At 67.1% G+C, this 21175-nt stretch carries 20 protein-coding genes; 7 read left to right on the top strand and 13 right to left on the bottom strand.

What is annotated here, in order from left to right; genetic code table 11:
- The first annotated feature begins 19 nt into the window (after positions 1-19).
- Positions 20-850, top strand: a complete 831-nt coding sequence (gene mutM, locus WS69_RS16400; protein WP_059471777.1) for a bifunctional DNA-formamidopyrimidine glycosylase/DNA-(apurinic or apyrimidinic site) lyase — start codon at positions 20-22, stop codon at positions 848-850.
- 4 nt (positions 851-854) lie between these two features.
- Positions 855-1961 (top strand): A/G-specific adenine glycosylase, encoded by a 1107-nt coding sequence (gene mutY / locus WS69_RS16395; RefSeq protein WP_059471776.1) that lies wholly within the window; start codon positions 855-857, stop codon positions 1959-1961.
- A 275-nt stretch (positions 1962-2236) separates the two neighbouring features.
- Here mutY and WS69_RS16390 read toward each other — a convergent pair whose 3' ends face one another.
- The 11 genes from WS69_RS16390 to kdsD form a co-directional block, all read right to left on the bottom strand.
- Complete coding sequence (locus WS69_RS16390) at positions 2237-2869, bottom strand: LON peptidase substrate-binding domain-containing protein (protein ID WP_059471775.1); 633 nt, start codon at positions 2867-2869, stop codon at positions 2237-2239.
- A gap of 26 nt (positions 2870-2895) precedes the next feature.
- Positions 2896-3789 (bottom strand): RNase adapter RapZ, encoded by an 894-nt coding sequence (gene rapZ, locus WS69_RS16385; RefSeq protein ID WP_059471774.1) that lies wholly within the window; start codon positions 3787-3789, stop codon positions 2896-2898.
- 74 nt (positions 3790-3863) lie between these two features.
- On the bottom strand, positions 3864-4832 hold the full coding sequence (gene hprK, locus WS69_RS16380; RefSeq protein ID WP_004195225.1) for an HPr(Ser) kinase/phosphatase: 969 nt from the start codon (positions 4830-4832) through the stop codon (positions 3864-3866).
- 128 nt (positions 4833-4960) lie between these two features.
- Complete coding sequence (gene ptsN, locus WS69_RS16375; RefSeq protein ID WP_059471773.1) at positions 4961-5470, bottom strand: PTS IIA-like nitrogen regulatory protein PtsN; 510 nt, start codon at positions 5468-5470, stop codon at positions 4961-4963.
- A gap of 235 nt (positions 5471-5705) precedes the next feature.
- The gene (gene hpf / locus WS69_RS16370) at positions 5706-6065 is read right to left on the bottom strand and encodes a ribosome hibernation-promoting factor, HPF/YfiA family (RefSeq protein WP_010101605.1); all 360 of its coding nucleotides are present in this window, start codon (positions 6063-6065) and stop codon (positions 5706-5708) included.
- A gap of 152 nt (positions 6066-6217) precedes the next feature.
- Positions 6218-7735, bottom strand: a complete 1518-nt coding sequence (locus tag WS69_RS16365) for an RNA polymerase factor sigma-54 (protein WP_059471772.1) — start codon at positions 7733-7735, stop codon at positions 6218-6220.
- 167 nt (positions 7736-7902) lie between these two features.
- Positions 7903-8679, bottom strand: coding sequence for an LPS export ABC transporter ATP-binding protein (lptB, locus tag WS69_RS16360; RefSeq protein WP_010113867.1), 777 nt, complete (start codon positions 8677-8679; stop codon positions 7903-7905).
- Complete coding sequence (lptA, locus tag WS69_RS16355; protein ID WP_059471771.1) at positions 8676-9341, bottom strand: lipopolysaccharide transport periplasmic protein LptA; 666 nt, start codon at positions 9339-9341, stop codon at positions 8676-8678. Before lptA ends, lptB begins: the two co-directional genes overlap by 4 nt.
- 18 nt (positions 9342-9359) lie before the next feature.
- The gene (gene lptC, locus WS69_RS16350; RefSeq protein ID WP_059471770.1) at positions 9360-9974 is read right to left on the bottom strand and encodes an LPS export ABC transporter periplasmic protein LptC; all 615 of its coding nucleotides are present in this window, start codon (positions 9972-9974) and stop codon (positions 9360-9362) included.
- 4 nt (positions 9975-9978) lie between these two features.
- Positions 9979-10518, bottom strand: coding sequence for a KdsC family phosphatase (locus tag WS69_RS16345; protein ID WP_059471769.1), 540 nt, complete (start codon positions 10516-10518; stop codon positions 9979-9981).
- The gene (kdsD, locus tag WS69_RS16340) at positions 10518-11501 is read right to left on the bottom strand and encodes an arabinose 5-phosphate isomerase KdsD (protein ID WP_059471768.1); all 984 of its coding nucleotides are present in this window, start codon (positions 11499-11501) and stop codon (positions 10518-10520) included. The genes WS69_RS16345 and kdsD overlap by 1 nt, the downstream gene beginning before the upstream one ends.
- 126 nt (positions 11502-11627) lie before the next feature.
- Between kdsD and WS69_RS16335 the strand changes: the two genes are divergently transcribed.
- From WS69_RS16335 to purU, 5 genes are all read left to right on the top strand, one after another.
- Positions 11628-13637 (top strand): monovalent cation:proton antiporter family protein, encoded by a 2010-nt coding sequence (locus WS69_RS16335; protein WP_059471767.1) that lies wholly within the window; start codon positions 11628-11630, stop codon positions 13635-13637.
- A gap of 84 nt (positions 13638-13721) precedes the next feature.
- The gene (locus tag WS69_RS16330; protein WP_059471975.1) at positions 13722-14288 is read left to right on the top strand and encodes an adenine phosphoribosyltransferase; all 567 of its coding nucleotides are present in this window, start codon (positions 13722-13724) and stop codon (positions 14286-14288) included.
- An 89-nt stretch (positions 14289-14377) separates the two neighbouring features.
- On the top strand, positions 14378-14992 hold the full coding sequence (locus WS69_RS16325) for a LysE family translocator (RefSeq protein ID WP_059471766.1): 615 nt from the start codon (positions 14378-14380) through the stop codon (positions 14990-14992).
- An 11-nt stretch (positions 14993-15003) separates the two neighbouring features.
- A complete protein-coding gene (locus WS69_RS16320; protein ID WP_059471765.1) occupies positions 15004-15858 on the top strand; it encodes an NUDIX hydrolase in 855 nt (284 codons plus the stop codon).
- A gap of 49 nt (positions 15859-15907) precedes the next feature.
- Positions 15908-16789 carry a formyltetrahydrofolate deformylase gene (purU, locus tag WS69_RS16315; RefSeq protein WP_059471764.1) on the top strand — a complete coding sequence of 294 codons (882 nt, stop codon included), beginning with the start codon at positions 15908-15910 and terminating at the stop codon, positions 16787-16789.
- Between the two features lie 169 nt (positions 16790-16958).
- Here the strand turns inward: purU and WS69_RS16310 are convergent, their stop codons facing one another.
- Positions 16959-18044, bottom strand: coding sequence for an AI-2E family transporter (locus tag WS69_RS16310; protein ID WP_059471763.1), 1086 nt, complete (start codon positions 18042-18044; stop codon positions 16959-16961).
- A gap of 236 nt (positions 18045-18280) precedes the next feature.
- Positions 18281-21148: an excinuclease ABC subunit UvrA gene (gene uvrA, locus WS69_RS16305; RefSeq protein WP_059471762.1), complete on the bottom strand. Its 2868-nt coding sequence runs from the start codon at positions 21146-21148 to the stop codon at positions 18281-18283.
- Between the last annotated feature and the right edge of the window lie 27 nt (positions 21149-21175).

Genomic DNA, 21175 nt, shown 5'->3' with positions numbered 1-21175 from the left:
GATTAGAGACCCGTAAAACATGCCAGAGTTGCCGGAAGTCGAGGTTACGCGCCGCGGCATCGAGCCGTTCGTCGCCGGGCGGCGCGTGAAGCGCGTCGACGTGCGCACCGCGATGCTGCGCTGGCCCGTGCCCGCCGGCTTCGCCGAATTGCTGAGGGCGCGCGAGGTGCTGAACGTCGAGCGGCGCGGCAAGTACCTGCTGTTCGAAGTCGATGCCGGATGGTTCATCGTCCATCTCGGGATGACGGGCACGCTGCGCGTGCTGCCGAACGACGCGCTGCCGCCCGCGCCCGCGAAGCACGATCACGTCGACTGGATCTTCGACGAGTTCGTGCTGCGCTTTCGCGATCCGCGCCGCTTCGGCGCGGTGCTCTGGCATCCGCGCGACGCGGGCGACGTGCAGGCGCATCCGCTTCTCGCGAGCCTCGGCGTCGAGCCGTTCTCGCCCGCGTTCACGGGTGCGCTCCTCTTCAAGCGCACGCGCGGACGCACAGTGTCGGTCAAACAGGCGCTGCTCTCGGGCGACATCGTCGTCGGCGTGGGCAACATCTACGCGTCCGAGAGCCTCTTTCGCGCCGGCATCCGGCCGACCACCGCGGCGGGGCGCGTGTCGCTGCCGCGCTGCGAGCGCCTCGCCGAAGCCGTGCGCGCGACGCTCGCCGATGCGATCGAGCGCGGCGGCAGCACGCTGCGCGACTTCGTCGGCAGCAACGGCGAGAGTGGCTATTTCCAGCTCGATTGTTCCGTCTACGATCGCGCGGGCGAGCCGTGCCGAGTCTGCGGCACGCCGATCCGCCAGATCGTCCAAGGCCAGCGGTCCACCTATTTTTGTCCGAATTGCCAGCGTTGAAATCTTGAAACCGCCCCGCATCCCCCTCGCACCGCCTGTCATCACGCCGCTTCACACCGCCTTCGCGCCGACGCTGATCGCGTGGCAGCGCAAGCACGGCCGCCACGACCTGCCGTGGCAGAACACCCGCGATCCGTATCGGATCTGGCTGTCGGAGATCATGCTGCAGCAGACGCAGGTATCGACCGTCGTGCCGTATTACATGCGCTTTCTCGAGCGCTATCCGGACGTCGCCGCGCTCGCGGCCGCGCCGATCGACGACGTGATGGCGCTGTGGGCCGGGCTCGGCTACTACTCGCGTGCGCGCAATCTGCATCGCTGCGCGCAGGCGGTCGTCGAGCTGCACGGCGGCGCGTTCCCGGCGTCGCCCGAAGCGCTCGCCGAGCTGCCGGGCATCGGCCGGTCGACGGCCGCGGCGATCGCGTCGTTCGCGTTCGGTGCGCGCGCGACGATCCTCGACGGCAACGTGAAGCGGGTGCTCGCGCGCGTGTTCGGCGTCGAGGGTTTTCCGGGCGACAAGCGTGTCGAGAACGAGATGTGGGCCCTCGCCGAGGCGCTGCTGCCCGATGCGGGCGAGCCGGCCGACGTCACCGCGTACACGCAGGGCTTGATGGATCTCGGCGCGACGCTCTGTGCGCGCGGCAGGCCCGATTGCGCGCGCTGCCCGTTCGCGGGCGACTGCGTGGCCGAGCAGAGCGGGCGGCAGCGCGAGCTGCCCGCCGCGCGTCCGAAAAAGGCGGTGCCGACGCGCCGCACATGGATGCTCGTGCTGCGCGACGGCGACGCGGTGCTGTTACTGCGGCGTCCGCCCACGGGCATCTGGGGCGGCTTGTGGAGCCTGCCCGAAGCGGACGGCGATGCCGCGCTCGCGCTGCGCGCGCGCGAGTTCGGTGGCGCGGAGCTCGCGCCGCTCGCGCCGCTCACGCATACGTTCACGCACTTCAGGCTCGAGATCGAGCCGCGGCTTGCCGAGCTCGACAGCGCGGCGGGCGGCGTGTTGCCGGCCGCCGACGACGAGGCCGCATGGGTCGCGCTCGACAAGCTCGACGCATACGGCGTGCCGGCGCCCGTGCGTAAGCTGCTCGACGGGCTGAGCGGGTCTTTGCTGTAGGCTGGGTGGTCGGTCAAAGGCCGGATGATGCGCGCGCCGGCGAGCCGTGCGGCGACGGCGCGCGGCATCGAAGGCGCGCTGCGAAAGGGCAGCGGGTTGTGGCCGACGAGCCTTCGTCATGAAGCGATGTTCGGGGCGGTAGCACGGATCGTCGCGTACGAATGTGCTGCCTGTCGCTGGCCAAGGATCCGGCCGAGTGCGGCTCATACCCAAAAACGCCGAGCAGTTCCGGCTGTCCTGTCTCAAAGCCCCGGCGATCGAACGACGCCTCGCGCCTACAGCCATCCGTGACGATTCAATTCCCGATGAACCGCGTCGATCCGTGCGCCGACGTCGGGAAACTCCATCAGCTTCTGCCGCGCGCGCAGATCGAGCGGCAGCACTTCGGCGAGCCGATTCGACACCCATGTCGGGTCTTCGAAGCGGAACGGCTCCGCGAACGGCAACTCGGCTTCGGATTTGCGCAGCACGTCGACGATCCGGTCGAGCGCCTCCGCGCACGCGCCGAATTGCGCGAGCGCTTCATCGCCTTCGAGCGGGATGTCGTCCTGCATCGGCTCGGCGATGCCGACGAGCAGGCCGTTCGCTTCGACCCGATGCGACAGCAGCTCGAAGCGCTGTGTGCCGATCGTGCGCAGGAACAGCATGCCGAATTCGCCGGTGTCGCACTCGACGATCCGCGCCATGCAGCCGATCGTCTCGGGCACCGATACTTCATCTTCCTGAGCGACTTCGGGGCCGCTCTTCAGCAGGCACACGCCGAACGGCGAGTCGTCGCGCAGGCACGCGCGCGCCATGTCCAGATAGCGCGCCTCGAAGACTTTCAGAGGCAAGAGTCCGCCCGGAAACAACACCGTATGCAGTGGAAAGAGCGGCAAATCGATGAGCGTGGTCGACAGAGAGGACATGGCGGGGACGGGAAAAGTGAGCGGCGCTAGGTCACCAGCCGCGACGACGCGTCCACGGCGACGGGCGCGTCACGATGCCGCACGATCACGTTGGCCTGCCGCGAAAGACGCGCGGCAAGCGTCTCCGCGAGAAACACCGATCGATGCTGGCCGCCCGTGCAGCCGATCGCGACCGTCAGGTAGCTGCGATTGTCTTCGCGGAAATGCGGCAGCCATTTGGTGAGAAACGATTCGATGTCGTCCAGCATCTGATGGACGACGGGCAGCGCGTCGAGAAACGCGACGACCGGCTGGTCGAGCCCGGTGAGCGGGCGCAGCTCGTGGTCGTAATACGGGTTCGGCAGCGCGCGCACGTCGAACATGAAATCGGCGTCGAGCGGCACGCCGCGCTTGAAGCCGAACGATTCGAACATCAGCACGAGATCGTCGTTCTTCTGCTCGATGAAGCGCTTGACCCACGTGCGCAGCACGTTCGCGCGCAGGTTGCTCGTGTCGATCTGATGACCGAATTCGGCGAGCGGCGCGACGAGGTCGCGCTCGCGCTCGATCGCCTCTTCGAGCGACACGAGCAGGCCGACGTCCGCGTCGTGCGACGGCGAGCCCGACAGCGGATGGCGGCGGCGCGTTTCGGAGAAGCGCTGGATCAGGGCCTGCGTGCTCGCGTTCAGGAACAGCACGCGCACGTCGTGCTCGCGCGACAGCGCGCGGATGAGGCCCGGCATTTCGTCGAGCGAGGCGCTCGAGCGCGCGTCGATCGCGACGGCGAGCCGGTTCTGGCCTTCGGCGGCAAGGTAGTGGGCGAGCTCGGGCAGCACGTGGGGCGGCAGGTTGTCGACGCAATAGTAGCCTGCGTCCTCGAGCGCGTTCAGCGCGACGGACTTGCCGGAGCCGGAGATGCCGGTGATGAGGACAATGCGCATGGAAAGAGAAAATCCTGACGTTTCATCATAGCACCGGCTCATTGCGCCAGCGTGGCGGCGGGAGCCGGCGCGAGTTACACGAGCTTGCCGGGGAACTGGCTGTCCGGGTCCTGCATCGCGAGGCGCTGGCGGTCCATGAAGTCGCGCAGCGTGTCGATGCCGCGCAGTTGCAGGATCGTGTTGCGCACCGCCGCCTCGACGAGCACCGCAAGGTTGCGGCCCGCCGCGACCTGGATCGTGACCTTGCTGATCGGCAGACCCAGCACGTCGACCGTCTGGCTTTCGAGCGGCAGCCGCTGGAATTCGCCGTCCGGCCGCCGCACGAGCTGGACGATCAGCTTCAGCTTCATCTTCCGGCGGACCGCGGTCTCGCCGAAGATCGTCTTGATGTCGAGAAGGCCGAGGCCGCGCACTTCGAGCAGGTTCTGCAGGAGCGGCGGGCAGCGCCCTTCGACGAAATCGGGGCCAAGTCTGACGAAATCGACAGCGTCGTCGGCGACGAGCCCGTGGCCGCGGCTGATCAGCTCGAGGCCGAGCTCGCTCTTGCCGAGGCCCGAATCGCCCGTCAGCAGCACGCCCATTCCGAGAATGTCGAGGAACACGCCGTGCAACGTCGCGCGCGGCGCGAGGATCCGCGACATGTAGAGGCGCAGGCTGTCGATCACCGCGGCGGCCGACATCGGCGTCGTGAAGAGCGGCGTCGACGAGCGCGTGCAGCGCAGGACGAGCTCGGGCGGCGCGGCGGCGCCGCCTGCGACCACCAGGAACGGCGGCTCGAGTGCGATCAGCTCGGCCATGTGGCGCGAGCGATCTTCGTCGGTTTGGCGCTGGTAGTAGTCGATCTCGGCTTCGCCGAGCACCTGGATCCGGTTCGGGTGGATCAGGTTCAAGTGGCCGACGAGGTCGGCGCTCGACGTCGCATTCGCGACCGTGTCGGCGGAAAACCCGCGTTCCCAGCCTTCATGCCCCGTCAGCCAGCTGAGCTTCAGCATGGCCGCGTTGTCGTCGAAGATGCTCTGGGCGTTGATGCTGGACGTATCCATGAGTCCGTTACTCCAAGGAGCCGGCGCCCGGACGCTGCAACGAAGGTTGCGGCTCCGGCCCGGCGGCGGGCGGCTCGGCTCGGCGGCGCGGGCCGCGACGCAATGGGGAACGAACCGCCCCGATCAGCTTAAGGTTGCCACTGAGTCAGGAGTCCATGCAACTCGTCGCGGTCCGTTTCGGTGTGCAGACGCTCGCGGGTGTCGCGATCGGACAGCAGTTGGGCGATTTCGGAGAGGATTTCGAGGTGCTGCTGCGTCGCCTGTTCCGGCACGAGCAGGAAGATCAGCAGCGAGACGGGCTGGCCGTCCGGCGCCTCGAACGGGATCGGCTCGGCGAGCCGCACGAACGCGGCGAGCGGGTGCTTGAGCCCCTTGATCCGGCCGTGCGGAATGGCGACCCCTTCGCCGAGACCCGTCGAGCCGAGACGCTCGCGCGCGAACAGATTATCGGTGACGGTGCTGCGGGCGATGCCGTTCTGATTCTCGAAGATCAGGCCGGCTTGTTCGAAGACGCGTTTCTTGCTGGTGACGGAGAGGTCGATGACGACATTCTCCAGAGGCAGGATTTTGGCTAGGCGATTCATGTTGGCAGGCATAGGGGCGGCCTGGGATCTCCTCGCGGCGGACTGATTTTCCATGTCGGTCAAAAAGGACGGCGTTAGGCGAAGGAGACCTGTGAAGCACGGCGAGCCGGCTCATCGCCCCCGATAATAACCGAGACATTATAGAGCACTGCAGACGGCGCCGCGCGCTGTGCGAAACGTCGAGAAACGCTTCTATTGTGCAGTGTTCGCGCGTCGCGCCACAGCGGTTTGCACAATAAAAAACCGCCCGTCGAAGCGGGCGGTTCGGCCAGCGCTGCCGCGCCACGGCTCATTGCGGCGGAAGTTCGATTTGCTCGGCCACCTGATGGTGCTTGATCGGCTCGTGCGCGTGCGTTTGTAGACGCTCCATGTGCTTGACGACTTGCCGGTCGAGCTTGTCGATCAGCAGATCGATCGCGGCGTACATATCGCCATTCGCGCTTTCGACGAAGATATCCTTGCCCTTCAGATGCAGCGTGATTTCCGCCTTTTGCCGCTTGTCCTTCTCCTTGTGATTGTCGACCGTGAGGATCACAGCGCCATCGATGACCTGATCGCTATGCCGTAGCACCCTGTCGAGCTTGGTGATCACGTATTCGCGGATAGCAGGTGTGACTTCGAGATGGTGTCCACTGATCTTCAGGTTCATAGTGCTTCTCCAAGCTAATGACCACCTTCCGCATAGAGGCGGCAGCGCCTGCCGATTTCGTTTGCCGACGCTCGCCGCAGCGAGCGGATCGGTCGGCCGACTTTGCCGTCGACGATGCGGCGGCCGGAAAACGCCCACCGCGTGGCGACGGGCTACAGAGACTTGCGCAGATTTACCGCCGGGATCTTGAGGGCTTCGCGATATTTGGCAACCGTGCGGCGCGCGACCACGAACCCTTGTTCCGCTAGCAGTTCGGCTATGCGACTATCCGAAAGAGGGGATTTGGGGTCTTCGGCTCCTATCAGTTGTTTGATGAGGGCGCGGATTGCCGTCGACGACGCGGCACCTCCGGTGTCTGTCGAAACGTGCGATCCGAAGAAGTACTTAAATTCAAGTGTGCCGAACGGGGTCAGCATGTACTTGCCGGTTGTCACACGGGAGACAGTCGACTCGTGTAGGCCCAGCGTATCAGCTATTTCCCGCAAAACCAAGGGGCGCATCGCAATTTCGCCGTGCGCGAAAAAATTCTTCTGACGTTCGACAATCGCTTGCGCGACGCGCAGGATCGTCTCGAATCGCTGCTGAATATTCTTGATCAGCCAGCGCGCTTCCTGCAGTTGCTGCTTGAGCGAACCCGCGCTCGGATCGCCCCGGCTATTGCGCAGGATGTTCGCGTACAGATGGTTGATCCGCAGCCGCGGGACGACTTCCGGGTTGAGTTCCGCCTGCCAGTTCTGACCCGTCTTCTTCACGATGATGTCGGGCACCACGTAATCCGCTTCGGCTTTGCCGTACGCCGCGCCGGGGAACGGCTCGAGCGAGCGGATGAGCGCGTGCGCATCGCGCAGCTCGTCGTCGGATGCCTTCAGTTGCTTGCGCAGGCGCGTGAAATCGCGCGCGGCGAGCAGCTCGAGATGCTGTGACACGATGTCGAGTGCGAGCGCGCGCGTCGGGGACGGATCCAGCCGCAGCAATTGCAACTTCAGGCACTCGGACGGGGAGCGTGCGCCGACGCCTGCCGGATCGAAGCTGTGCAGCAGCGCGAGCGCCGCGTTCAGTTCGTCGAGGTCGACCTCGAGCTCCGGCGGCAGATCGGCGAGGACTTCTTCGAGCGACGCGGTCAGGTAGCCGTCGTCGTCGAGCGATTCGATCAGGAACATCACGAGCGCGCGATCGCGCGGGCTCGCTTGCGTGACGCGCAGTTGCGCGGCGAGATGGTCGCGCAGCGACGTCGCCGTTTCGTGGATCTGCATCGGCGGCAGATCGTCGTCGTCCGAGGCGGAGGGCGAGCGGCCGAAGTCGTCGAGGTTCCACTGGCTCGCATCGCCGCTGTCGGCCGAATAGCTGTCGTATTCGTCGACGCCCGCAGGCTCGTCGCGCTCGGTGCGCTCGGTGCGCTCATTCGTCGCACTCGTGCCGTTCGATGCGCCCTGCATCGGCTCGGGCGCCGACGATGCGGGCGTCTGCGCGATCACTGAGCCGTCGGCCGCAACGCGCAGCGGGCTCGCGATCCAGTCGTCTTCGTTTTCGAGAAGCGGATTCTGCGCGACCGCCATCGCGACTTCCTGCTGCAGTTCGAGCGTCGACAGCTGCAGCAGCCGGATCGACTGCTGAAGCTGGGGGGTGAGCGCGAGATGCTGCGACAGGCGGAGTTGGAGGCTGGCTTTCATGGCAAAAAGGGAGTCGTACCGGAAGTTTGCCACGAGGGCGGCGCGTTGAGGCATCCGGAATGACGCTTGGCGCGCGAATGCGCACGAGCGGCGCGAGCCGGGCGTGCGGAGCGAGGGCGCGGGTCGCGCCGGGGAAAGGGCGGCGGCGGGATCGTGTCCCGCGCCGCTTACATGCGGAAGTGCTCGCCGAGGTAGACGCGCCGTACGCTTTCGTTTTCGATGATGTCCTTCGGGGCGCCGGACGCGAGGACCGATCCGTCGCTGATGATGTATGCGTGATCGCAGATGCCGAGCGTCTCGCGCACGTTGTGATCGGTGATCAGCACGCCGATGTTGCGTTGCTTGAGGAACTTCACGATCTTCTGGATCTCGAGCACCGCGATCGGGTCGACGCCCGCGAACGGCTCGTCGAGCAGGATGAAGCTCGGGTTGCTCGCGAGCGCGCGCGCGATCTCGACGCGGCGGCGCTCGCCGCCCGACAGCGACAGCGCCGGATTCTCGCGCAGATGCGCGATCTGCAGCTCTTCGAGCAGTGCTTCCGCGCGCGCGCCGATTTCGTCCTTCGACAGCCGCTTGCCGTTGTCGTCGTGCTGCAGCTCAAGCACCGCGCGGATGTTCTCCTCGACGGTCAGCTTGCGGAACACCGACGCTTCCTGCGGCAGATACGACAGGCCGAGCGACGCGCGCTTGTGGATCGGCATCAGGCTGATCGGGCTGCCGTTCAGCGAGATGTCGCCCGCGTCGAGCGGCACGAGGCCGACGATCATGTAGAACGACGTCGTCTTGCCGGCGCCGTTCGGGCCGAGCAGGCCGACGACCTCGCCGCTCTTCACGTCGAGCGACACGTCCTTGACGACGGTGCGCGTGCCGTAGCGCTTCTTCAGGTTGCGCACGACGAGCGAGCTCGACGTGCCGGCCGGCTGGCGATTGGGGAGCGCGTTCACGGGTTCGGTGTCCCCTGGATGTTGTTCGACGGCGCGAGTTGAGCCGGACTGCCGGACAGCGGCGCGGGGCCGCTGTTCTTCGGCGTCAGCATCGCGCGCACGCGGCCGCCCGGATTGCCCGGCCCGGCGACGTCCTTGCCGCCGCGCGCGGTGTAGAAGTCGCGCTGGCCGTCATACGTGATCACGCTGCCGTGGACCGTGTCGGCGACGGTGGACAGACCCTGCAGGCGGCGCACGGTCGCGTTCGTCGTCAGCGTGGTCAGATCCTGCTTGCCGTCGTAGTCGATCCGCTCGGCGTCGCCGTCGACGTATTCGTCGAGGCCTTCGCGCTTCTGGCGGAACGACGCGTGCTTCTTGCCGCTCGCCGTCGCGGTCGCGTACTGGTAGCCCTGCGGATCCTGGCGCACCTCGACGCGGTCGCCCTTGATCAGGATCGTGCCCTTCGTGATGACGACGTTGCCCGTCGCGACCGTGACCTGCTTCAGGTCGTCATAGGTCAGGTTGTCCGCTTCGACGTTGATCGGCTTGTCGCGGTCGGCCTTTTCGGCATGGGCCGCGGGCGCGACGCCCGCGAGCGGCATCGCGACGAGCGCCGCCGCGAGTGCGGCGCGGACGACGCGGCGTGCACCGCTCTGAAATAAACAAGGGAACGATTCGTTCATGCAGTCCCGCGTGGTGAGTTACTTGGGTTGGCCTGGAGCGCCGCCGGACGCGTCGGAAGCGGCGATCGTGCCGCGCACGTTGCCGTAGAGTTCGATGACTCGGGTGACGTTGTTGTACTTCATCCCGGCGGCGGCGTTCGCGATCGACAGGCCGCGCTGAAGTTTAACCGGCTTTTCGGTCTCGATCACATCGTCGTTGACCAACACCCGGAAATGCTCGGAGTCCGCCTGCATCTGCGGGTCGGTGCCGCCCGCCGCGCGCAGGATCCGCGCTTCGTCATACAAATCGACGATCGACACGTCGCCGTTGACCGTGCCGCGCTTCGCGGTTGCGGTCACGGTCGGCTTGCCGGGCTGGAACGCGCGCAGCGCAGGCTGCGTCAGGTCGCTCGTCTCGTCGTCTTCGTAATGGACGAGGCCCGCGGCCGTCAGCCGGTACTGGGTGGAGCCCGTCTGGTCGAGCTCGGTGACGGAAAAGTTATCCGCGAAATAGTCGGGCGCGTGCGACTTCGGACGCACGACGCTCTCACCGGGCGGCGGCAGCGTTGCCTGCAGCAGCCAGTACGTGCCGCCCGCGAGCGCCGCCATCGCGACGAGCGGGATCATCGATGTCAGCCGGAATTTGCCGTCCATTCGGTCAGGCTCCGCAGGCGGCTGCAAGCAGCGCGTCGTAGCGGTGCTGCGCGCGCAGCACCGCGTCGCACACTTCGCGCACCGCGCCATGACCGCCACGGGCCTCGGCGACCCAGTGCGCGCGCGCGATCACGTCCGGATGCGCGTTCGCCGGCGCGGCGGCGAAGCCACAGCGCAGCATCACCGCGAGGTCCGGCCAGTCGTCGCCCATGTAGCCGCACTGCCCGGCTTCGAGGCCGAGCGTGCGCAGCAGTTCGCCGAACACGGCCAGCTTGTTCTCGACGCCCTGATGCAGATGCGCGATCCGCATTTCCTTCGCGCGCGCGGCGACCGCGTCCGAGCGGCGGCCGGTGACGATCGCGGTCGCGATTCCCGCTTCGCCGAGGAGCTTCACGCCGTGGCCGTCGAGCGTGTTGAACGACTTCATCGTGTCGCCCGTCGCGGTGAAATGGAGGCCGCCGTCGGTCAACACGCCGTCGACGTCGAAAATCATCAGCTTCACGCGGCTCGCGCGTTCGGCCGCCGTGACAGGGGACGCGGACATCAAATCACCTTCTTCGAGAACAGATCGTGCATGTTGAGCGCGCCGATCAGCGCGCCCTTGTCGTCGACGACGAGCATCTGGTTGATCCGGTGGCGTTCCATCAGTTCCACCGCTTCGACGGCGAGATGGTCCGGCGCGATCGTGCGCGGGTTGCGCGTCATCACGTCGACGATCGGCAGACGGCGGAAATCGCCGTCGCGCTCGAGCACGCGCCGCAGGTCGCCGTCGGTGAAAATGCCGGCCACGCGGCCCGCTTCGTCGACGACGGCCGTCATTCCCATCCGCTTCGCGGTGATCTGGAAGAGGGCGTCGGACAGCGTCGCGTCGAGCGGGACGGCGGGCACCTCGTCGCCCATGCGCATCACGTCGCGTACGTACGTGAGGAGGCGCCGGCCGAGCGCGCCGCCCGGATGCGAGCGCGCGAAATCCTCCGAGCCGAAGCCGCGCGCGTCGAGCACCGCGACGGCGAGCGCGTCGCCGAGCGCAAGCGCGGCCGTCGTGCTCGCCGTCGGCGCGAGGTTCAGCGGGCATGCTTCCTTCGCGACGCCCGCGTTCAGATGGACGTCGGACAGCGTCGCGAGGCTCGATGCCGGGCGGCCCGTCATCGCGATCAGCTTCGCGCCGAGCCGCTTGATGAGCGGCAGGATCGCGACGAGTTCCTCCGATTCGCCTGAGTGCGAGATCGCGACGAACACATCGTCCTTCGTGACCATGCCGAGATCGCCGTGGCTTGCCTCGGCGGGGTGGACGAAGAACGCGGGAGTGCCGGTGCTGGCGAGCGTCGCGGCGATCTTGCGGGCGATGTGCCCCGATTTGCCGATCCCGGATACGACGACGCGGCCGCTGCAATTCAGAAGCAGCCCGACCGCGGCGACGAACTCGCCGTCGAGCTGATCGGCGAGCGCGCGCACGGCGTTCGCCTCGATGTCGAGCACGTCGCGGGCGAGCGCGAGCGCCCGATCATCATTGATTTTCGCTATCATGCGCGGAGTATAGCAAAGGCGTTTGTTCGCCGCGCCGGGCCCCTTGCGCCCACCTTCCCGAGTATTCTCCCGGCCCAACCCGGCGTCCGTCATGCGGCGCCGACGACGAACGAGGACGCTTCGCCCGTGATTTCCCCGCTCGAAATGACGCTTCTGCTGCTGCTTGCCTCGGTGGCGGGCGTCGTCGTGTTCCGTTCGCTGAACCTGCCGCCGATGCTCGGCTATCTGACGGTCGGCATCGTCGTCGGCCCGCACGCGCTTGGCTTCGCGGCCGACCTCGAACGGGCCGAGCATCTCGCCGAGTTCGGCGTCGTATTCCTGATGTTCTCGATCGGCCTCGAGTTCTCGCTGTCGAAGCTGCGCGCGATGCGCCGGCTCGTGTTCGGGCTCGGGCTCGCGCAGGTGCTTGGCACGATCGCGATCGCGCTGCTGCTGGGCGCGCTCTTCGAGCGCTGGATGCACATCACGTGGGAAGGCAGCGTCGCGCTCGGCGGCGCGCTCGCGATGTCGTCGACGGCGATCGTCTCGAAGATGCTCGCCGAGCGGCTCGAGATCGAAACCGAGCACGGCCGCAACATCTTCGGCGTGCTGCTGTTCCAGGATCTCGCCGTCGTGCCGCTCCTCATCGTGATCGCCGCGTTCGGCGGCGAGTCGTCGAAGGATCTCGTGATGTCGCTCGGGTTCGCGGCGGTGAAGATCGTCGTCGCGCTCGCGCTGCTCCTGATCGTCGGCCAGCGCTTCATGACGCGGTGGCTGAACGTCGTCGCGCGGCGGCGCTCGCAGGAGCTGTTCGTGCTGAACCTCCTGCTCGTCACGCTCGGCGCCGCGTTCATCACCGATCGCTTCGGCCTGTCGCTCGCGCTCGGCGCGTTCATCGCCGGGATGCTGATCTCCGAGACGCCGTACCGGCATCAGGTCGAGGAGGACATCAAGCCGTTTCGCGACGTGCTGCTCGGCCTCTTCTTCGTGACGACCGGGATGCTGCTCGATCCGAGCGTGATCTGGCGGCATCCGTTCCTCGTGTTCGGCTTCTTCGCCGGCCAGGTGCTGCTGAAGAGCGTGATGATCACGGGGCTCGCGCGCGCGTTCGGCGCGACGCCTGGCGTCGCGATGCGCACGGGCCTCGGGCTCGCGCAGGCGGGCGAATTCGGCTTCGTGCTGCTGAACCTGATCCTCGACCGGCATCTCGTCGACGCGACGCTCTTGCAGTCGATCCTCGCGTCGATGCTGCTGTCGATGCTCGCCGCGCCGTTCCTGATCCAGAACGCCGACCGGATCGCGATGCGGCTGTCGTCGGCCGAATGGATGCAGCAGTCGCTGCAGATGACGCGGATCGCGACGCAGAGCATCAAGCAGAAGGGCCACGTGATCATCTGCGGCTACGGCCGCGCCGGGCAGAACCTCGCGCGGATGCTCGAACAGGAAGGAATCTCGTACGTCGCGCTCGACCTCGATCCGGACCGTGTGACGGCGGCCGCGGCGGCGGGCGAATCGGTCGTGTTCGGCGACGCCGCGCGCCGCGAGTCGCTGCTCGCGGCGGGCATCCACCGCGCGGCGGCCGTCGCGATCACCTACGCGAACACGCCGTCCGCGCTGCGCGTGCTGCACAACGTGCACGAGCTCGAGCCGACGCTGCCCGCGATCGTGCGCACCGTCGACGACGCCGACCTCGAGAAGCTGCTCGCCGCGGGCGCGACCGAGGTGATTCCGGAGATCGTCGAGGGGAGCCTGATGCTCGCGTCGCACACGCTCGTGCTGATGGGCGTGCCGATGCGGCGCGTCGTGCGGCGCGTCGAGGAGATGCGCGACGCGCGCTACAGCCTGCTGCGCGGCTATTTCCGCGGCGCCGACGACGCGGACGACGACGATCACGAGCAGGTGCGGCTACAATCGGTGCCCGTCGACGCGCGCGCGGACGCGGTCGGCCGCTCGCTCGCCGAGCTGGGGCTGTTCGCGCTCGGCCTCGAGGTGACGGCGATCCGCCGCCACGGGATTCGCGGCGTCGAGCCCGACCCCGAGACGAAGCTGCGCGCGAGCGACATCGTCGTGCTGCGCGGGCTGCCGGAAGCGCTCGCGGAGGCCGAGGAGCGGCTGTCGCGGCACCGGCGCGACGGCGGATCGACCGTGGCGGCGTGATATCGTGCGGCCGCTGATTTTTTTGGGTTGTCGAGCGATCGACGAACAGCGCGTGATTCGGCGCCGTTTTTTTCGGAGATTTTCATGATGTCCACGTCGTCGGACGCGCAGCTCGATCCCGTCGAGTTCATTCACAGCCGCATCCGCACGGTGCCGAACTGGCCGCAGCCGGGCGTGATGTTCCGCGACATCACGCCGCTGCTGCAGAGCGCGAAGGCGCTGCGCGTGCTCGTCGATCTGTTCGTCGAGCGCTACGTCGATGCGAAGCTCGATTACGTCGCCGGCCTCGATGCGCGCGGCTTCATCATCGCGCCGATCGTCGCGTACGAGCTTTCCGTCGGCTTCGTGCCGATCCGCAAGGTCGGCAAGCTGCCGCACAAGACGCAGCGCGAGTCGTACGCGCTCGAGTACGGCACGGCGACCGTCGAGATCCACGAGGACGCTTGCCGGCCGGGCGACCGCGTCGTCATCGTCGACGACCTGATCGCGACGGGCGGCACGATGATGGCGGGCAAGAACCTGCTCGAGCGGCTCGGCGCGGTCGTCGTCGAAGGCGCGGCGATCGTCGACCTGCCGGATCTCGGCGGCTCGGCGCTGCTGCGCCAGGCGGGCCTGCCGCTTTATACGGTCACCGAATTTCCCGGACACTGAGCGCGGCGCGCCGCCGCGCGTCGTCCGTCCCCCGGTTCAGGTTTCATTCAGCGTCAGTCCACTTGTCCGCCGATTCAAGCGAGCCCGCGATGCCCAACTTCATGCTGTTCCTCGCCACGTCGATCGCGATCACCGTCGCGCCCGGCCCCGACAACCTGCAAGTGCTCGCGCGCGGCATCTCGCAAGGCCGCGCGGCCGGCATCGTCGCGGCGCTCGGCTTCGCGTCGGGCGTGCTGTTTCACACGACGCTCGCCGCGTTCGGCGTCGCCGCGCTGCTGCGCTCGTCGCCCGTCGCGTTCCAGCTGCTCAAGCTCGCGGGCGGCGCGTACCTGATCTGGATCGGCGTCAAGGCGCTGCGCAGCAAGGGCCTCGCGACCGCGCACGAGCGCGCGCCGCAGCCGCTGTCGACGATCTTCCGCCAGAGCGTGATCGGCAATCTGCTGAATCCGAAGGTAACGCTCTTCTTCGTCGTGTTCCTGCCGCAATTCGTCGATCCGCACGGCGCGCAACCCGTCGCGCTGCAGATGCTCGAGCTGGGCGCGCTCTTCATGGCGCAGACGGCCGTCGTGTTCTCGGTGTTCGGCGTCGGCGCGGGCGTGATCGGCGTGTGGCTCAAGCGCCGGCCGCGCGTCGGCGTGTGGCTCGACCGGTTCGCGGGCGCGACGTTCATCGCGCTCGGCCTGCGCGTCGCGCTGAAGGACTGACGGAGATTGCGATGACGTTTCCGTGCATCGCCGCCGCGCGCCACTTCGACGCGTTCGCGCACCTGCCGTTCCGGATCGCCGGCCGGCAGGTCGGCTGGCTGCGCCGCGACGACGTCGCACGCCTTGCGCGCTGGCCCGACGTGTTCGATTTTCCGGCGGGATGCGTCGAGCTTTGCGCGCGCTACGACAGCGTCGACGCACGCAGCATGGCGCTCGCGAGCCCGATCGGCGCGCTCGCGGCGGAAGGCGCGATCGTCGGCTGGCGCGACGAGATCTATGCGATCCGCAACCGCTTCGACGATCCGCCGCTCGCGTACATCGAGCGGGCGGCGTCGCGCTTCTTCGGTACGATGACGTACGCGGTGCATCTGAACGGCATCGTAGAATATGCGCCTTCGGCGCCGCTTCGGATGTGGCTCGGCCGCCGCAGCGCGACCAAGGCGACCGATCCGGGCATGCTCGACAACGTCGTCGCGGGCGGCATCGGCTGGGGACTCGGGATCGAGGACACGATCGCGAAGGAATGCTGGGAAGAAGCGGGCATTCCGGCCGACCTCGCCGCGCGCGCGATTCCCGGCCGCATCGCGCACGTGCTGTGCTCGCTGCCGGAAGGCACGCAGGCCGAGCAGATTTTCATCTACGACTTGCCGCTGCCGGGCGATTTCGCGCCTCACAACCAGGACGGCGAAGTCGCCGAGCACCTGCTCGCCGGCGTCGACGAGGTGGTCGCATGGCTGCGCGCGGGCGAAGCCACCGTCGATGCGAGCCTCGCGATGCTCGACAGCCTGCTGCGCCACCGCGCGATCCCGCCCGACGACGCGCGCGGGCTCGACGCGCTGTTCGCGCCGCCGCCGCCGTTTTGCTGAGCGCGAATCGAATCCATTGTTCAGAAGATTAGAAAAGGGAGTAGCGGTCATGTCGGCCGATCACAGCTTTATCCTGAAACTGTCGTGCCCGGACCGGCGCGGCATCGTTCACGCGGTCTCGGGCTTCCTGCTCGAGCGCGGCAGCAACATCGTCGATTCGGCGCAATTCGGCGACAGCCGCACCGGCGAATTCTTCATGCGCGTGCATTTCGAGCAGACGAGCGGCGCCGGCGCCGCGACCGCGCTCGACGGCCTGCGCGCCGAGTTCGCGCCGCTCGCCGAGCAGTTCGCGATGCGCTGGGAACTGCACGACGCGTCGGTGAAGCCGCGCGTCGTGATCCTCGTGTCGAAGATCGGCCACTGCCTGAACGACCTGTTGTTCCGCTACCGCACCGGCCAGCTTCCGATCGAGATCTCGGCGATCGTGTCGAATCACAAGGATTTCTATCAGCTCGCCGCGAGCTACGACATCCCGTTCCATCACTTCCCGCTCGCTGCGGGCGCGTCGGCCGACGCGAAGGCCGCGCAGGAGGCGCGCGTGCTCGAGGTGATCGACGAGCATTCGGCCGATCTCGTCGTGCTCGCGCGCTATATGCAGATCCTGTCGCCGAACATGTGCGAGCAGCTCGCCGGCCGCGCGATCAACATCCACCACTCGTTCCTGCCGAGCTTCAAGGGCGCGAAGCCGTACTACCAGGCGTTCGATCGCGGCGTGAAGCTGATCGGCGCGACCGCGCACTATGTGACGACCGATCTCGACGAAGGCCCGATCATCGAGCAGGAAGTCGAGCGCGTCGATCACAGCATGACGCCGGACGAGCTGACGGCCGTCGGCCGCGACGTCGAATGCGTGACGCTCGCGCGCGCGGTCAAGTGGCACGTCGAGCACCGGATCGTGCTGAACGGCACGAAGACGGTGGTGTTCCGCTAGGCTGCTAAGCCGCGCGCGTGTTTTCCGCTCGGCCGGCGCGCGAGGCGCGGCGGCGGGCGGCGGCGCAACGAAACGAACGAAGGCCGGGTCCGGCGACGGACGCGGCCTTTCTTTTTGCTAGGGAATGCGGCGGCGCGAGATCCCGCGGACGGGCGGCGGCGCGCGGCGCTCAGATGAGTCGCAGATAGATCAGCTCGCGCTTGATGTACGCATAGAAGATCGGCGCGGCGATCACGCCGGGCACGCCGAACGCGGCTTCCATCACGAGCATCGCGAGCAGCAGCTCCCACGCGCGCGATTCGATCTGGCCGCCGATGATCTTCGCGTTCAGGAAGTATTCGAGCTTGTGGATCACGACGAGGAACACGAGCGACGCGATCGCGGTGCCCATGCTGACCGACAGCGACACCGCGACGATCAGCGTGTTCGAGATCAGATTGCCGACCACGGGCAGGAGGCCCGCGATGAACGTGACGAGCACGAGCGTCTTCGACAGCGGCAGCCGCTGATGGAAGATCGGTAGCGCGACGAGCAGGTAGAGCGCCGTGAAGAACGCGTTGAGCGCCGAAATCTTGATCTGCGCGAAGACGATCCGGCGGAACGAGTCGGAGAAGCGCGAGATCCGCGTGACGAGCGCGGTCGACAGCGGCTGGCGCTGCTTGTGGCGATCGACGCCGATCGCGATCATCGCGCCGATGATCATCCCGAACAGCACGTGCCCGAACCCGCGCGCGACGCTCTTGCCGCCTTGCTGCAGCTGATCCATGTGCTTGTTCATCAGGCCCGCGGCCTTCGTGCGCATCTGCTCGGCGTCGACGGGCAGCAGGTTCGAGATCCACTCGGGCGTGCGCATGCGCGCCTGATCGATGATCTGCATCACCTGGCCGAGCAGGTTCTGCGCGTTCGGCACGGTGTGCTCGAAATGCTCGATGACCGCGATCGTGAGGCCCGCGAGCCCGCCGACGATCGCCGCCGACAGCAGCACGACCGCGACCCAGCGCGCGCGCTGGCTCGACATGTGGCGTTCGATCGCGGGCGCGATCATGTGGACGAGCTGATAGACGAGGAGGCCGGCCAAGAGGCCGCCGAGCAGCCTCAGGTGCAGGACGAGCCACAGGCCGACGAGGGCGAGGAGGTAGCTGCCGATCTCGATCGCCGAAAGCTTCGGCAGGCTGAAATCGCTCGTCAGCCGGACGCTGCGCAGGTGCGGTTCCCGCGTTTGCGGCTCGCGCGGCGGCTCAGATTGCTTCTCCATGAGTATCCCTGTATTCGGAGGCTATTCGGCGCGCTTGTGGCCGCAAGCGGGCATAACCTTGCATCGCCGCGAAGTATAGCAACGATTATCGACCTGAATATTAGGATGTTGTAAGGAAGAATTTGGCGCCGTATCGGCCGTGCGCCGGGGCCGTTTTTGGGGGGGGCGCATGGAGGCCGCGCGTTGCGCGCGGACCGGGCGGCCGCCGGGCGTGCGCCCGGACGGCCGCGTCCCGCTTACTTGCCGCGCTTGAGGAGCGGCGCGAGGTACTTGCCGGTGAAGCTCGCCTTCGTCTTCGCGATCTGCTCGGGCGTGCCCTGCGCGATGATCTGGCCGCCGCCCGCGCCGCCTTCCGGCCCCAGGTCGATCACCCAGTCGGCTGTCTTGATGACGTCCAGGTTGTGCTCGATGATCACGACCGTGTTGCCCTGGTCGCGCAGCCGGTGGATCACTTCGAGCAAGAGCGCGATGTCGTGGAAGTGCAGGCCGGTCGTCGGCTCGTCGAGGATGTAGAGCGTGCGGCCGGTGTCGCGCTTCGAGAGCTCGAGCGACAGCTTCACGCGCTGCGCCTCGCCGCCGGAGAGCGTCGTCGCCGACTGGCCGAGCCGGATGTAGCCGAGGCCCACGTCAAGCAGCGTCTTCAGCTTGCGCGCGACGACGGGCACCGCGTTGAAGAACTCGTACGCGTGCTCGACCGTCATGTCGAGCACTTCGCTGATGTTCTTGCCCTTGTACTGGACTTCGAGCGTCTCGCGGTTGTAGCGCTTGCCGTGGCAAACGTCGCACGGCACGTAGACGTCCGGCAGGAAGTGCATCTCGACCTTCAGCACGCCGTCGCCCTGGCACGACTCGCAGCGGCCGCCCTTCACGTTGAACGAGAAGCGGCCCGGATCGTAGCCGCGCTCCTTCGAGGTCGGCACGCCCGAGAACAGCTCGCGGATCGGCGTGAAGACGCCCGTGTAGGTGGCCGGGTTCGAGCGCGGCGTGCGGCCAATCGGCGATTGGTCGACGTTGATCACCTTGTCGAAGTGCTCGAGGCCCTCGATCGACTCGTGCGGCGCGGGTTCGGCCGACGAGCCGTACAAGTGGCGCGCGACCGCGTGATACAGCGTGTCATTGATCAGCGTCGACTTGCCGGAGCCGGACACGCCGGTGATGCAGGTCAGGAGGCCGACCGGCAGCTCGAGGTCGACGTGCTTCAGGTTGTTGCCGTGCGCGTCGACGATCCGCAGCATCCGCTCCGAATCGGGCCCGATCCGCTCGTCCGGGAACTCGATCGTCCGCTTGCCGACGAGGTACTGGCCCGTCAGCGAATCGCCGTTCGCCTGCACCTGCTTCGGCGTGCCTTCGGCGACCACCGTGCCGCCGTGCTCGCCGGCGCCCGGGCCCATGTCGACGACGTAGTCGGCCGTGCGGATCATGTCTTCGTCGTGCTCGACGACGATCACCGAGTTGCCGAGGTCGCGCAGGTGCTTGAGCGTCGCGATCAGGCGATCGTTGTCGCGCTGGTGCAGGCCGATCGATGGCTCGTCGAGCACGTACATCACGCCTGTCAGGCCCGAGCCGATCTGCGACGCGAGCCGGATGCGCTGCGCCTCGCCGCCCGACAGCGTCTCGGCGCTGCGCTCGAGCGACAGATAATCGAGGCCGACGTTGTTCAGGAACGTGAGCCGCGCGACGATCTCCTTGATCACCTTGTCGGCGATCTCGCGCTTCGCGCCGTCGAGCGAGAGGCCGTCGAAGTAGCCGAGCGTGTCGCGCAGCGGCCAGCTGCTCACTTCGTAGATCGCGCGCGCGTAGTCGCCCTGGCCGACGCGCACGAAGCGCGCCTCGCGGCGCAGGCGCGTGCCGTCGCACGACGGGCACGGCTGGTTGTTCTGATACTTCGCGAGCTCCTCGCGGACCGCGACCGAATCGGTCTCGCGGTAGCGGCGCTCGAGATTCGGGATGATCCCTTCGAACACGTGCTCGCGGATCGTCGTGCGGCCGCGCTCGTTGATGTACGAGAACGGGATCGTCTGCTTGCCGGAGCCGAACAGCAGGATCTTCTTGATCTTCTCGGGCAGGTCCTCGAACGCGGTGTCGATGTCGAAATCGTAGAACGCCGCGAGGCTTTGCAGCATCTGGAAGTAGAACTGGTTGCGCCGGTCCCAGCCCTTGACCGCGCCCGCCGCGAGCGACAGCGACGGATGCGCGACGACCCGCTTCGGATCGAAGAACGTGATCTGGCCGAGGCCGTCGCATTCCGGGCACGCGCCCATCGGGTTGTTGAACGAGAAGAGGCGCGGCTCGAGCTCCTGTAGCGAATACGAGCATACCGGGCACGCGAACTTCGAGCTGAACAGATGCTCCTGCTCGGTATCCATCTCCAGTGCGATCGCGCGGCCGTCGGCGAGGCGCAGCGCGGTCTCGAACGATTCGGCGAGACGCTGCTTCATGTCCGGGCGCACCTTCAGGCGATCGACGACGACGTCGATCGTGTGCTTGTCGTTCTTCTTGAGCTTCGGCAGCGAATCGACCTCGTAGATCTTCGCGACGCCTTCGTTCGCCGTGCCGCCGCCCGAGCGGACGCGAAAGCGCACGAAGCCCTGCGCCTGCATCTCCTCGAACAGCTCGGCGTGCTCGCCCTTGCGGTTCGCGACGACGGGAGCGAGGATCATCAGCTTCGTCTCCTCGGGCAGCGCGAGCGCGGCGTCGACCATCTGCGACACGCTTTGCGCCTCGAGCGGGATCTCGTGATCCGGGCAATACGGCGTGCCGACCCGTGCGTACAAAAGTCGCAGGTAATCGTGAATTTCGGTGACGGTGCCGACCGTCGACCGCGGATTGTGCGACGTCGCCTTCTGCTCGATCGAGATCGCGGGCGACAGGCCTTCGATCAGGTCGACATCCGGCTTCTCCATCAACTGCAGGAATTGGCGCGCGTATGCCGACAGGCTTTCGACGTAGCGCCGCTGGCCTTCTGCGTACAGCGTGTCGAATGCGAGTGACGACTTGCCCGAGCCGGACAGCCCGGTGATCACGATCAATTTGTGCCGCGGCAGGTCGAGATTGACGTTCTTCAGGTTGTGGGTGCGCGCCCCACGGATACGAATTTGTTCCATGAACCCGGCGGAAGATGAGAGAACCAA

The sequence above is a fragment of the Burkholderia sp. BDU5 genome (assembly GCF_001522845.1).
Lineage (GTDB): Bacteria > Pseudomonadota > Gammaproteobacteria > Burkholderiales > Burkholderiaceae > Burkholderia > Burkholderia mayonis.
The sequence above is the reverse complement of the archived record's forward strand: the minus strand, read 5'-3'. Positions and strand labels throughout refer to the sequence as shown.